Raw genomic sequence first — 13889 nt, forward strand, 5'->3', positions numbered from 1 at the left:
AGTTATGTATGGTCTAGTGGGAGCGCCGGGCGGGCGGTAACGTTCGCACATGCGCACCCACGGGTGGTCGGGCGCAAAGCCGGCCGACGATGACGAGGCCATCGCCCGCCTCCTCGACGCGACGCGGCGGCGAATCGATCAGTCCGGGATGAACTTCGGGATCTCCGATGTGGCCAAGGACGTCGGCGTCACCCGCCAGACGGTGTATCGCTATTTCCCCAGTACCGAGGCGCTGCTGATCGCGACCGCAGTCGCCGAGGTCGGCCCCTTCCTCGACGGCCTGGCCGACCACGTCCGCGGCATCCACGATCCCGCCGAGTCCGTCGTGGAGGGCATCGCGCACACCCTGGAACTCCTTCCCGAAGAGCGCTACATGAGCCTGCTGATGACGCCCGGCAAGGCCAGCGCGTTCTCCGCCGGAGTCACCTCGGACGCGGCGCTGACGTTCGGGCGCTCGATCGTCGAACGGTTCGACGTCGATTGGGCCGCCGCGGGTTTCGCCAGCGACGACCTGGATCAGCTGGTGGAGTTCATGTTGCGCGTGCTGCAGTCGCTGGTCATCGACCCAGGCCGCCCACCGCGTCGTGGCGCGCAGCTGCGCGGGTTCTTGCGACGCTGGGTGGCTCCGGCGATCACACCGACGTAGTCACCTGCAGCCGTTGCCGCAGCGGCCGCTGCCGCACGATCGTCGGCCACCAGAACCACGGCCCGTAGATGCGCACCAGCGACGGCACAATGAACGACCGCACGATTAAGGTGTCCAGCAGCAGGCCGATACACACCGTCGATCCCAGCTGCCCGATGGTCCGCAGATCGCTGGCAAGCATCGCCAGCATGGTGAAGGCGAACACCAGGCCCGCCGATGTCACCACGCCACCAGTGCTGCCCAGCGCTCGGATGAGACCGGTGTTGAGCCCGGCACCGAGTTCCTCTTTGAGCCGAGCGATCAGCAGCAGGTTGTAGTCCGAGCCGACCGCCACCAGGATGATGAAGGTCAGCGGCAGGATCAGCCAGTGCAGATGCAGCCCGATCAGATGCTGCCAGATCAATACCGACAACCCGAACGCGCCGGCGTAGGAGAATGCCACGGTGCCGGGAATCACCAACGCCGCCACCAGACTTCGGGTGATGACCAGCATGATCAGGAAGATCAGCACGAAGGCTGCGATCGCGGCGATCAGCAGATCCGATCGTGAGTACTGCTGAATGTCTTTGTTGTTCGAGCCCGAGCCGCCGATATAGATCTTCGCGCCGGCCAGCGAGGTCTCCTTCAGCGCGATCTTGATGGCTTCGGGGAACTTCTCGACGTGCTCGACGCCCTCGGGACCCATCGCGTTACCTTCGTGGGTGACGATGAACCGAGCGGCCTTGCCGTCCGGGGACATCATCAGCTGCATCCCGGTTTTGACGTCCTCGTTGTCGAATGCCGGTCGGGGTATGTAGAAGAAGTCGTCGCTTCCGGAGGCGTCGAAGTCGTTGCCGACGTTGATCATGTCACCGAAAGTCTGATCGGTATTCTCGGCCTGAATGCTCGTGGGGCCGTATGTGTTCACGATCAATGCTTGTAACGCGATCTGGTCGTCGGCCATCTTGTTCAGTTGTGCGACCATCTGCGGCAGCAGCGTATCGACGACTTCCAGATGTGATACCGCGTCTTTGATGTTCGCCGCCAGTTTGTCGACGCTGTCCATCATGTCCCACAGTGACCGAAATGCCCAGCAGACCGGGATATCGAAACAGTGTGGTTCCCAATAGAAGTAGCTCCGGATGGGCCTCATGAAGTCATCGAGATTGGAGATCTCCTCATCCATCTGTTCGGTGAGCGCCTGCATCTCCTCCATGGTGAGCACCGTGGCATGCATCTCGTCGGCCAGTTTCTGCGTCAAGACGATGGTGCTCTGCAGCACCTCCACCGAATGCGCCATGATCTGCGCCTGCCGTTCGGTGTTGGCGTTCTGCTCTCGGGTGAACGGCAGTTGCTGGCCGTTGCCGCTGCCTTGGGTGGTGAACAGGTAGGGCAGCGACGCGTGTTCCAGCGCGCGCCCCATGGGCCGGGTGATGCTCTGCACCATCGCGACGCCCGGAAGCCTGATGAGGGCCTTGGCCACCCGGTCCAGCGAGATGAAGTCTGCCGAGTTGCGCATGTCATGATCCGACTCGACCATCAGCATCTCGGAGAACAGCTTGCTCTTGGCGAAGTGCCGGTCGGCAGCGGCGAAGCCCAGATTGGCGGCGGAGTTGCGCGGTTGATAGGTACGGTCGTCGAAACTGACCTGGTAGGTCGGCACGAAGATCGCCCCCGCAGCCACCGCGGCGACGCTGGCCGTCAGGATCGGCTTGGGCCAGCGGACCACGCTGGTGGCGATTCGGCGGTACAGCCGTGCTTTGACCTGCTGGCGAGGATCGAACAGCCCGATCAGGCTGCCCACACTCAGAATCGCCGGTCCGAGCGTCAACGCGCCGGTGACCGTCAGCACCATGCTGAGCGCCACCGCGGGCCCCATCGTGTTGAAGTAGTTCAAGCGGGCGAAACTCAGGCAGAACGCCGCGCCGGCGATCGTGAGCCCGGAACCCAGGATCACGTGCGACACACCGCGATACGCCGTGTAGAACGCGTCTTCACGACTCTCGCCGTTCAGCCGTGCCTCGTGGTAGCGGCCCATCAAGAAGATGCCGTAATCGGTTCCCGCGCCCAGGGTCAGCGCAACGACCAAGTTCACCGCGAACGACGACAGCTGGATGTAGCCGAAGTGGCCGAGGGTCGCGATGACCCCCTTGGCCGCCAGCATCAGGATCAGCACCCCGAACAGCGGCACCAGCATGGTGATGTAGGACCGGTAGACCAGCAGCAGCATGAAGATGATGAGGAAGATCGTCGCGATCGTGATGTTGTTCAGGCTCGAATTCGCGATCGCGACGGTGTCGGCGGCCAGCGGTGCCGCGCCGCTGACGTAGACGGTCAGCCCCGACGGCGGGTCGGAGGTGGCTACCGTGTGCCGTACCGCGGCCACGGAGTCGTTGGCCTGCAACTGCCCGATGTCGCCGGCCAGTCGCAGCAGCACGTAGGCGGCCTTGCCGTCGACACTCTGGGCCCCGGCCGCGGTGATCGGCTTCCCCCAGGTGTCCATCACGTACTGGACGTGTTCGGTGTCGGCCTGCAGCGTGCGCACCAGTGCGTCGTAGTAGCGGTGGTCCTGCTCCCCCAGTGGACGATCGGCTTCCAGCACCAGCATCGTCATGCTCGTCGAATCGGACTCCTGGAACTTCTCCCCGATCGCCAGCATCGCGGCCTGCGAGGGTGCATAGGTGGGGACCATCGGGCCGGCGAGTTCCTCGGCGACCCTCTCCACCTGCGGCACAAAGGTATTCGTCACCACCGCCAACAGTGCCCAGAACACGATGATCGGAACGGACAGCACACGGACCAGCCGGGCCGCCAGTGGGCGGGCCGCGCGATGTCCGCTCATGCGGACTTCACCCGGCAACTGATGTCCGCGTTGGGATGGGCATTGGTCCGCTCGTCGCGAATCACGTCGTCGACCAGGATCCGGCAACCGACATAGTCGCCGCGCACCTGCGCCGAGATACTGCCGGACACCACCGTGAGCATCGTCGTCTCCTCATGGGCCCACGGCAGGGTGTCCAGCTCGACCGTGTGCGGGTGCCCGTCGATGTCGACATAGGACAGCAGGGCGCCCGCGCCGACGGAGCCGAACACCTCATAGGTGAGCTTCTTCGGGTTGAACTTCTCTGCTGCCTGGGGCGGATTGACGGTCAGCACCGGCCCCGGTGCCGACATCTGGTGAACCTTCCACATGCCAAGCGCGCCTAGGCCGAGCGCGATGACCGCGACCAACGGCATCCAGGCGCGTGCCAGCAGTGACCGCCGCGGTGCACGGGGGCTCATTCGTCCGCCTCGCCGGGCAGCGCCGGGAGCCGCTTCTTCAGTTTCGCCGTCCGCAGCAGCTGGGCGGTCACATTGAATGCGCCGAGCATCGGAATGAGCCCCAGGAAGGTCCGCTCGGATGGAGTGGCACCGTGTAGCTGCTCCAGGCTGCCGAGGACGTAGAAGCATCCGAGCGAGAAGATCGTGGCGGGAATGCAGAAGGCCAGCGGGCTTCGCTGATCGTCGATCGTGCGGGTGGCGAACTCCAGCTCCTGCGGTTCCAGCGCCTCACCCTTGCGGACCTTGGCCAGTACGAATTTTCGGGCGCCGATTCCTTCGCTGATCGGGAGGGGCGGCCGGTTGCGCAATCGCCGGATGTAGCGAAACGTCCCGGTCGCGAAGACCAGTAACGCCACGAAAGCGACCACCGCAAGGTCACCGAAGAGGTGCCAATTGGTGCCGAACATGGTCCAGCTCATGGCAACGCCCGCCCCCGATCTGTAGCGCGCACGCAGCGCGCGGCCGCACTCTCTGGATGGACAACTCCACCCGAACGCGGACACTATACGCCCTTTAATGGGACGTCAACGTCCGATATATGGACGCGCGACAAGATATCATCCGGTCATGGACGTCGATGACCGGAGGCTGACCGGTTCGCAAGCACGCACGCGGGCGGCGATCCTCGAGGCGACGGCATCGGTGCTGGCCCGCGACCGCACTGCCACGTTGCCCGAGATCGCTGCGGCCGCCCAGGTCGCCCGTTCGACCCTGCACCGTTATTTCAACGACCGCGAGCGGCTGATTTACGAAACCACCCTGGATTCGATCCGGGTCATCAGCGACATCCTCGCGACGGCAGCGACGGCCGAGGGCCCGGCCATCGAGGCGATGCGGCGGGTGATCACCACCCTGGTACCCGAAGGCGATCGGATCGTGTTCCTGTTCGCAGACCCCGCGGTACTGCGCGATGTCCCCGCCGAGGACCTGCCGAACTCCGCGCCGATCCTTGAACTCATCGCGCGCGGTCAAGAAGAAGGCGTCTTCGACCCCGGCCTCAGCACGGAATGGATCCGGATCGCGTTGTTCGGGATGATGGTCAAAGCCTGCAGCGACGCAGCACACGGCCTCATCTCCCGCCACAGCATCGTGCCGACGCTCACCCGAATCTTCGAGCACGGCGTGACCGCCCCGTTTTAGCAACTCAAGTCACGTCACGGTGGCATCGTTATCTGCATAACAACGGTCTGTTGCCACCCGCCAGAGCTACTACGCTCTGTCGTAGTAGTTGTCCTGCAGCTCCGGGAGATCGCCCATGGATGTTGTCGACGTATCGCGGTGGCAGTTCGGGATCACCACCGTCTATCACTTCATTTTTGTGCCGCTGACCATAGGTTTGGCCCCGTTGGTCGCGGTCATGCAGACGGTGTGGGTGCTCACCGACAACGTCGCCTGGTATCGGCTGACGAAGTTCTTCGGCAAGCTGTTCCTGATCAATTTCGCGCTGGGAGTTGCCACCGGGATCGTGCAGGAATTCCAGTTCGGCATGAACTGGAGCGAGTACTCGCGGTTCGTGGGCGACGTATTCGGCGCACCGCTGGCGATGGAGGGACTGGCCGCCTTCTTCTTCGAGTCCACCTTTATCGGGCTGTGGATCTTCGGGTGGAGCCGATTGCCGCGGGTGGTGCACCTGGCGTGCATCTGGGTTGTCGCCATCGCCACCAACGTGTCGGCGTTCTTCATCATCGCCGCCAACTCCTTCATGCAGCACCCGGTCGGCGCTCACTTCAATCCGGAGACCAAACGCGCCGAATTGGACAGCATCATGGCGCTGTTCACCAACAACACCGCCCAGGCCGCGCTGTCGCACGCAGTTGCCGGCGCGTTCTTGACGGCCGGGACGTTCGTCGCCGCGGTCAGCGCCTGGTGGATGGTCCGGTCCCGTGCCGGCGGCGCCCCTCAGACCGCCGGCAGTGACGCAGCCACCCTGTACCGGCCGGCGACCATCCTCGGGTGCCTCGTCTCACTGGTCGCCGCGGTTGGACTGTTCTTCACCGGCGACATACAGGGCAAACTGATGTTCGTCCAGCAACCGATGAAGATGGCGTCGGCGGAATCGTTGTGCGACACCGCCACCGACCCGAGCTTCTCGGTCTTGACCGTCGGACGGCAGAACAACTGCGACCACCTGACCCGGGTGATCGAGGTGCCCTATGTGCTGCCGTTCCTGGCCGAGGGCCGATTCACCGGCGTTCGGCTCGACGGGGTCCGCGACATCCAGCAGCACTACGAGCAGAAATTCGGTCCCGGCGACTATCGGCCGAACCTGTTCGTCACGTACTGGTCGTTCCGCGCGATGATCGGCCTGCTGCTGTTGCCGGTGCTGTTCGCGCTTGCCGCGCTGTGGTTGACCCGCCGCGGGCGGATCCCGAACCAGCGCTGGTTCTCCTGGCTGGCCCTGCTGACCATCCCGACCCCGTTCCTGGCCAACAGCGCCGGCTGGGTCTTCACCGAAATGGGCCGCCAGCCTTGGGTTGTCGTACCCAACCCGACCGGGGACCCGAATGTACGGCTGACCGTCGCCGAGGGCGTGTCGGGAAACAGCGTGGGTGTGGTGGTCACCTCGCTGGTGATGTTCACCCTGGTTTATGCGGTGCTCGCGGTGATCTGGTTCTGGTTGATCAGACGCTACGTGGCCGAGGGACCACTGGAGCACGACGCCGAACCCGCTCCGCCGGCGCCGCCCGGCGAGAACGACGTGGCGCCACTGTCGTTCGCCTACTGACGTAGAAGGAGGTCATCGCGATGGACCTACAACAGGTGTGGTTCGTACTGGTCGCGGTGCTGTTTCTCGGATTCTTCGTCTTGGAGGGCTTCGACTTCGGGGTGGGGATGTTGATGGCACCGTTCGGCCGCGTCAGTACCGGTGGTTCAGCGGAAGCGCACCGTCGGGCCGCGCTGAACACCATCGGACCGGTCTGGGACGGCAACGAGGTCTGGTTGATCACCGCCGGCGGCGCGATGTTCGCCGCGTTCCCGGGCTGGTATGCCACGGTGTTCTCGGCGCTGTATCTGCCGCTGCTGGCCATCCTGTTCGGCATGATCGTGCGGGCCGTCGCCATCGAGTGGCGCGGCAAGGTCGACGACCCGAAGTGGCGAGCCTGGGCGGACTTCGGCATCGCCGCCGGTTCCTGGCTGCCGGCGATTCTGTGGGGCGTGGCGTTCGCGGTCCTGGTCCGAGGCCTGCCGGTAGACGCCGATCACCATGTCGGCCTGGCGCTGCGCGACGTGATCAACGCCTACACCCTGTTGGGCGGTCTGGCCACCGGCGGACTGTTCCTGTTCTACGGCGCGGTCTTCACCGCGTTGAAGACCTCCGGGGCAATCCGTGATGACGCGCACCGCTTCGCGACCCGGCTCGCGCTACCGGTGACCGCGCTGGTCGGCGGCTTCGGGGTGTGGACCCAACTCGCCTACGGCACCGGGTGGACGTGGCTGGTGCTGGGCGTCGCGGTGGTGGCGCAGGTGGCGGCGGTGGCGCTGGTGTGGCGCCGGGTGTCCGACGGCTGGGCTTTCGCCTGCAGCGCCGTCGTCGTCGCGGCGGTGGTCGTCTTGTTGTTCGGCGCCCTGTACCCGGCCCTGCTGCCCTCCACTTTGGATCCGCAGTGGAGCCTGACGATCTACAACGCCTCGTCCACCCCGTACACCTTGAAGATCATGACCTGGGCCGCGGTGATATTCGCCCCGCTGGCGATGGTGTACCAGGGCTGGACGTACTGGGTGTTCCGGCAACGGATCTCAGCGGATCAGATTCCGCCGTCCATCGGGTTGGCGAGGCAGCCGTCCTGAGCGCCCGGGGAGCTCGGGCGCCGCTGGACCCACGGCTCTGGCAGGCATCGACGGCGGTGCGCCGCTTTCTGCTGGCCATGGTGGGCTGCGGGGTGGTGATCTCGGCCTGCGCAATCGGGTCCGCGATCGTGTTGGCCGACATCGTGTCTCACGTGATCACCGAACCGTCGACACGCAGCATCGCGCACTGGTCACCGCTGCTGGCGGCACTCGCGCTGTTGTGGACGGTGCGCACCCTGGCGCACTGGCTGCAAGCCCGCCTGGGCCAGCGCGGAGCCAGCGCGGTGATCGGCGAGCTGAGCGGACAAGTGCTGACCGCGGTCACCGCGCGCTCCCCCCGCCGGCTGGCCACCGAACGGGACGCCGCCGCAACCGTGGTCACCCGGGGACTGGACGGACTGCGTCCCTACTTCACCGCCTACCTGCCCGCACTCCTGCTGGCGGCGATCCTGACCCCGGTGACCGTGCTGGTGATCGCCTGCTACGACCGGCGCGCGGCGGTGCTCGTGATGATCACGCTGCCGCTGATCCCGGTGTTCATGGTGCTGATCGGCCTGGCCACCGCGGATCGCTCGGCGGCGGCCCTGGCGGCCATGACAACCTTGCAGGCACGTCTGCTGGACCTGATCGCCGGCATCCCGACCCTGCGTGCCCTGGGGCGGGCGGCCGGGCCGGAGCGCCGTATCGCCGAACTGTCCGACGCGCAGCGCCGGTCGACGATGGCCACCCTGCGGATCGCGTTCCTGTCGGCGCTGGTGCTCGAATTGCTGGCCACGCTGAGCGTGGCGGTGGTGGCCGTCAGCATCGGCCTGCGACTGGTGTTCGGCGAGATGACCTTGACCGCCGGGCTGACGGTGTTGCTGCTGGTACCCGACGTGTACTGGCCGCTGCGCCGGATCGGGGTGGAGTTTCACGCGGCTCAGGATGGGCGCGCCGCCGCCGAGAAGGCCTTTGCGCTGATCGGTGAACCTCCCCGCCAAGCGCCGGGAACCCGCACGGTAGCCGCATGTGGTGCCCCGATTCGCCTCGATCGGCTCAGCGTTGCCGGCCGAGACGGCGCTGCGCCGGCCGGCCTGACCACAGTGATCGAACCCGGCCAGGTCACCGTGCTGACCGGAGCCAACGGCGCCGGCAAGAGCACCACGCTGGCGGCGATCGCCGGCCTCACCGCACCCAGCTCCGGACGCATCACGGTGGGCGGCGTCGACATCCCCGCCCTCGACCAGCCGGCATGGTGGGCCCAACTGTCCTGGCTGCCACAGCGTCCGGCGTTGGTCCCGGGCACGGTGGCGGACAATCTCGCGTTGTTCGGCGATCTCATCGACACCGATACCGCTTGCGCCGCCGCAGGTTTCGATGACGTGATCGCTGGGCTGCCGGACGGGCTGCACACCAGGTTGGGTCGCGGTGGTGTCGGCTTGTCGTTGGGGCAGCGGCAGCGGCTGGGGCTGGCCCGAGCGCTGGGCTCGACAGCGCCGGTGCTGTTGCTCGACGAACCGACGGCCCACCTGGACGCCACCACCGAACGACGGGTCCTGGCCGAGCTGGTGCGACGTGCGCGCGCCGGGGCGACGGTCGTGGTGGTGGGCCACCGAACACCGGTGCTGGCAATCGGCGACCACGTCGTCACCGTGCACAGTGTGGGAGCGGCAGATCATGCGCCGGTCTGATCCGCTGCGGGAGGCCGTCGGGCTGCTGCGCCCGCGCCTGCCCCGGCTGCTGTTGGCCGGCCTGCTCGGGACGTTGTCGCTGTGCAGCGCGCTCGCGTTGGCCGCGATCTCGGCCTGGCTGATCACTCGGGCCTGGCAGATGCCGCCGGTGCTGGACCTGTCGATCGCGGTGGTGGCAGTGCGGGCATTCGCGATCTCGCGCGGCGTACTGCACTACTGCGAGCGGCTGGTGAGTCACGACGCGGCGCTGCGGGCCGCAGGCACCGCCCGCGGACAGCTCTACCGGCGACTGGCCCGTGGCCCAGTACAGAACGCGGTGCGGTTGCACAGTGGTGAATTGGTGGCGCGGGTGGGCGCCGATGTCGACGCGCTGGCAGACGTCCTGGTACGTGCCCTGCTACCGATCGGGGTCGCGGCGGTACTGGGCATGGTCGCCACCGCGGTGATCGCGGTGATCTCGCCGGCGGCAGCGATGGTCCTGGCGGTCTGCCTGCTGGCTGCGGGTGTGGTGGCGCCGTGGCTGGCCGCGCGGGCCGCCGCGGCGCAGGAACACACGGCCCGCGACCACCTCGCAGAGCGTGACGTCGCAGCCATGGACGCACTCGACCACGCCCCTGAGCTGCGAATCGCCGGGCGGCTTCCCGCCGTCATCGGCGAATCCCAACGCCGGCAGCAGGCGTGGGGCGCAGCCCTGGACGGGGCCGCCGAACCGGCCGCGATCGCCGCTGCGCTGCCCACCGCCGCGATCGGGTTCAGTGTGCTGGGCGCCGTGGTAGCCGGGATCGGGCTGGCCGATGCCGTGGCACCTACCACCGTGGCAATTCTGATGTTGTTGCCGCTGTCCGCGTTCGAGGCGACCACCGCACTACCGGGCGCCGCCGTCGCCCTGACCCGTGCACGGATCGCGGCGCGGCGGCTGATCGACCTGGCCCCGGCCGATCCCGTGACGGCGGACACGCCGGCAGTCCTGCGGCCGGATTCGGCCACCACGCCGCCACTGAGCGCCGATCTGCGGTCCGGATATCGACGGGATCAGTCCGTGCGAGTGCGGCTTGAGCTGGCGCCCGGGGACCGGCTGGCCATCACCGGTCCCAGCGGAGCCGGCAAGACCACGCTGCTGATGACTCTGGCCGGCCTGCTGGCACCGCTGACCGGTCACGTTTCCGTCGGCGGGACCGTACTGCAGGAGCTTTCCGAAGCCGACCTGCGATCCGCGATCAGTTTCTTCGCCGAAGACGCACACGTCTTCGCGACCACAGTCCGGGACAATCTGCTGGTGGCGCGGGGCGATTGCCGCGACGACGAGCTGGTCAGCACATTGAGCCGGGTGGGGCTCGGGCAGTGGCTGGCGGGTCTTCCGGACGGTTTGGCCACCGTGCTGGCCGGCGGCGCCGAGGCTCTGTCGGCGGGGCAGCGACGGCGCCTGCTACTGGCCCGGGCCCTGCTCTCGCCGGCCCGGGTCGTACTGCTCGACGAACCCACCGAGCACCTCGATGCCACCGACGCGGACGACCTGCTCCGGGCCGTCTTGGCCGCACCCGGGCTGTTCGGAGCCGACCGGACGGTGGTGGTGGCCACCCATCACCTGCCTGACGGGGGCGCAGCGCCCGGCTTCGCCGCGCTCGTGATCCCCGCTGAGCCGATGGCGGAGACCCGCTAGGGTGCTTTAGTCGGCTTCCGCAACCAGCCGACAGAACGGTTGAGTCAACTCATGACCGCAGCAGAGACGTCCGCGTTGGAATCCCGGGTCGGCCACTACTACCAGATGGACGGCACCTACCTGGTGGGCCGCGAGAAGGTCCGCGAGTACGCGCGCGCCGTGCAGGACTATCACCCCGCGCACTGGGACGTCGCCGCAGCCGCGGAGATGGGCTACTCGGGCCTGGTGGCGCCGCTGACGTTCACCTCTACCCCCGGCATGGCGTGCAACCGGCGCATGTTCGAATCCGTCGTTGTCGGCTACGACACCTACATGCAGACCGAAGAGGTCTTCGAGCAGCACCGTCCGATCGTGGACGGCGACGAACTGACCATCGACGTCGAGCTGACCTCGGTACGCCGGATCGCCGGCCGCGACCTGATCACCGTCACCAACACCTTCACCGACACGGCGGGGGAAGTGGTGCACACCCTGCACACCACCGTGGTCGGAGTCACCGCCGAGGACATCGGCCCGGAAGTCAAGACCGCTGTGCAGCGCGCGATGATGCACGACGTCAACATCCTCGATGTCGGCGAATCGGCCGCCCGCTATGAAAAGACGGTGCGGCCCGCAGGCGAGATCCGGATATCCGAGGGTGGCCTGACCCGCACCCCGGCGACACCGTCCTTCGACGAGGTGAAGGTCGGCGACGCCCTGCCGGTGCATCACACCCGGCTGTCCCGGGGTGACCTGGTGAACTACGCCGGTGTCGCCGGCGACGCGAACCCCATCCACTGGGACGAGGACATCGCCAAGCTGGCCGGCCTTCCCGACGTGATCGCGCACGGCATGCTCACTATGGGCCTGGGCGCGGGCTTCGCCTCCTCCTGGACCGGCGACCCGGGAGCCGTCACTCGCTACGCCGTACGACTGTCCGCACCCGCGATCGTGTCCGCCAAAGAAGGCTCCGACATCGAATTCAGCGGCCGGATCAAGTCGCTGGACGCCGCAACGCGCAGCGGTATCATCCTGGTCGCCGCGAAGTCCGAAAACCGGAAGATCTTCGGCCTCGCGACCATGCACGTCCGCTTCCGCTGACCTCTGCCCGAGTACGGGCGACCGCAAGCCTGACAGTCCGCCAGCAGCACAGCGACAGCGAAGACCCAGTTCGCATACAGGTAGTTTCCAGCAACCCCTGCGTACTATCAGTCGACTGAGATGACGATTGTGAAGAGAATTCCGCCCGAACGAAGAGGCGTGGACTGGCTTCGGCAATCCGGCTGATGACGCAGCCGGAAAACTCGAAACCGGCTGCGATTTCTCCCGTTTGGAATTAACGGCATAAAGACCGTCAAAAGCCTGATGTAAGCGGGTAATCGCTGCGGATAGCTTGATGACAGCTGCCTCACAACAGTTTTCAAAGATCTACTGGTACCACTATTAACTGAAAATGGTCGCACGCTGTTTACATCGCAGGAACCTCGAATAGACAACGGCCGTCTAGGGTTTGGGTTTCGATGGCGAGTTTTCGAGCGTCGGCAGTCAGGACGCGTGACGTAAGGAGTCACCCGAGATGGATTTTGCTGCATTGCCACCGGAGATGAACTCCGGCCGGATGTACGCGGGTGCGGGCTCCGGCCCCCTGCTGGCGGCCGCTTCGGCTTGGGACGCACTCGCGGCGGAATTGGGTTCTGCGGCTTCGGCCTACGAGTCCGTGGTCTCGAGCCTCACGGGGGAATGGTCAGGGCCGTCGTCCACCTCGATGGCCGCCGCAGCAGAGCCCTACGTGACGTGGATGAGCACGACCGCAACGCAGGCCGAGCTCTCGGCCAACCAGGCCCGCGCCGCGGCCGCGGCCTACGAGGCAGCCTTCGCCGCCACGGTGCCACCGCCGGTGGTCGCGGCGAACCGGACGCAGCTGGCGACCCTGGTCGCGACGAACTTCCTCGGGCAGAACACGCCGGCGATCGCGGCCACTGAGATTCACTACGCGGAGATGTGGGCGCAGGACGCCGGGGCGATGTACGGCTATGCCGGATCGGCCGCAGCGGCAACGCAGCTCACACCGTTCAACCAGCCCCCGGAGACCACCAATCCGACCGGCGCGGCCAATCAGGCAGCGGCAGCGGCAGAAGCAACCGGAAACTCGACGGCTTCCAATATCGGGCAGCAGGTTTCCCAGATGCTCAACGCGATGCCCCAGGCACTGCAGTCGTTGGCCTCCAACCCGGTGGGCACCGCTGCGGCGACAACATCGGGTTCATTCCTGGACAACTGGAACTTGATCTTCAGCACACTGACCGGGGCCACGACCCCGCTCGGCTGGTCGACAATCCCCGGTGGCTATTGGCTGGCGTTCGGACAGATGTACTCGTGGATCATGAATGGGATGGCTGCGCAGTCGTTCTTCGCCGGCCCGAAAGCCATTACCGGGGCGCTGCTGCCGCTGGCACCTCTCGCACAAACGGCACTACCGGCGGCAAGCCTGACCAGTGCCACAGGCGTGCTGGGCAACGCCGCGACAGTCGGGAAGTTGTCGGTACCTGCTTCCTGGGCGGTCGCAGCGCCGGCGACCAAGCTGGTCAGCATGGCTTCGTCCTTGCCGGCGACGCTGGAGGCCGCTCCGATGGCTGCGGTTGCCGGCCAGGACGCCATGTTCGGTGAGATGGCGCTGTCCAGCCTGCTGGGCCGCGGTATGGGTACCACCGCCACCCAAACTGTCGGCGCAGCAACCCGTTCGCTGCGCAACAGCGGCGGGTCCGATGCCTTCGGCCCCATTCCGCCCGGTGAGGCCGATCCCGCGGCCGCCACCATCATCGTCATTCCGGCACTGGATGAGTGA

The 13889-nt window shown here is 66.5% G+C and carries 11 protein-coding genes; 8 read left to right on the top strand and 3 right to left on the bottom strand.

Going from position 1 to position 13889, the window contains the following annotated elements:
* The first annotated feature begins 49 nt into the window (after positions 1-49).
* Positions 50-646, top strand: coding sequence for a TetR/AcrR family transcriptional regulator (locus ACKY0W_RS21650; RefSeq protein WP_409435762.1), 597 nt, complete (start codon positions 50-52; stop codon positions 644-646).
* Here the strand turns inward: ACKY0W_RS21650 and ACKY0W_RS21655 are convergent.
* The 3 genes from ACKY0W_RS21655 to ACKY0W_RS21665 are packed head-to-tail and all read right to left on the bottom strand — an operon-like array spanning position 633 to position 4365.
* Positions 633-3467 carry an RND family transporter gene (locus ACKY0W_RS21655; protein WP_409435763.1) on the bottom strand — a complete coding sequence of 945 codons (2835 nt, stop codon included), beginning with the start codon at positions 3465-3467 and terminating at the stop codon, positions 633-635. The two genes, ACKY0W_RS21650 and ACKY0W_RS21655, sit on opposite strands and share 14 nt — an antisense overlap.
* Positions 3464-3907, bottom strand: coding sequence for an MmpS family transport accessory protein (locus ACKY0W_RS21660; protein WP_409435764.1), 444 nt, complete (start codon positions 3905-3907; stop codon positions 3464-3466). The genes ACKY0W_RS21655 and ACKY0W_RS21660 overlap by 4 nt, the downstream gene beginning before the upstream one ends.
* Positions 3904-4365 (bottom strand): hypothetical protein, encoded by a 462-nt coding sequence (locus ACKY0W_RS21665; protein ID WP_024441647.1) that lies wholly within the window; start codon positions 4363-4365, stop codon positions 3904-3906. Before ACKY0W_RS21665 ends, ACKY0W_RS21660 begins: the two co-directional genes overlap by 4 nt.
* Positions 4366-4513: 148 nt before the next feature.
* On the opposite strand from ACKY0W_RS21665, the gene ACKY0W_RS21670 reads away from it, so the two are divergent.
* The 7 genes from ACKY0W_RS21670 to ACKY0W_RS21700 all read left to right on the top strand — a co-directional run bounded on the left by ACKY0W_RS21670 (position 4514) and on the right by ACKY0W_RS21700 (position 13889).
* Positions 4514-5086: a TetR/AcrR family transcriptional regulator gene (locus tag ACKY0W_RS21670; RefSeq protein WP_409435765.1), complete on the top strand. Its 573-nt coding sequence runs from the start codon at positions 4514-4516 to the stop codon at positions 5084-5086.
* Between the two features lie 115 nt (positions 5087-5201).
* Positions 5202-6671, top strand: a complete 1470-nt coding sequence (locus ACKY0W_RS21675; RefSeq protein WP_409435766.1) for a cytochrome ubiquinol oxidase subunit I — start codon at positions 5202-5204, stop codon at positions 6669-6671.
* Between the two features lie 20 nt (positions 6672-6691).
* Complete coding sequence (gene cydB, locus ACKY0W_RS21680; protein ID WP_409435767.1) at positions 6692-7735, top strand: cytochrome d ubiquinol oxidase subunit II; 1044 nt, start codon at positions 6692-6694, stop codon at positions 7733-7735.
* Positions 7736-7791: 56 nt separating this feature from the next.
* Positions 7792-9405 carry a thiol reductant ABC exporter subunit CydD gene (gene cydD, locus ACKY0W_RS21685; protein WP_409435768.1) on the top strand — a complete coding sequence of 538 codons (1614 nt, stop codon included), beginning with the start codon at positions 7792-7794 and terminating at the stop codon, positions 9403-9405.
* The gene (gene cydC / locus ACKY0W_RS21690; protein ID WP_409435769.1) at positions 9392-11065 is read left to right on the top strand and encodes a thiol reductant ABC exporter subunit CydC; all 1674 of its coding nucleotides are present in this window, start codon (positions 9392-9394) and stop codon (positions 11063-11065) included. The genes cydD and cydC overlap by 14 nt, the downstream gene beginning before the upstream one ends.
* A gap of 51 nt (positions 11066-11116) precedes the next feature.
* Entirely contained in the window at positions 11117-12145 is a 1029-nt protein-coding gene (locus tag ACKY0W_RS21695) for a fused (3R)-hydroxyacyl-ACP dehydratase subunits HadA/HadB (protein ID WP_409435770.1), read from the top strand.
* Positions 12146-12620: 475 nt separating this feature from the next.
* Positions 12621-13889, top strand: a complete 1269-nt coding sequence (locus ACKY0W_RS21700) for a PPE family protein (RefSeq protein ID WP_409435771.1) — start codon at positions 12621-12623, stop codon at positions 13887-13889.

Source organism: Mycobacterium sp. SMC-14 (assembly GCF_046250075.1).
In the GTDB taxonomy this organism is placed as follows: domain Bacteria; phylum Actinomycetota; class Actinomycetes; order Mycobacteriales; family Mycobacteriaceae; genus Mycobacterium.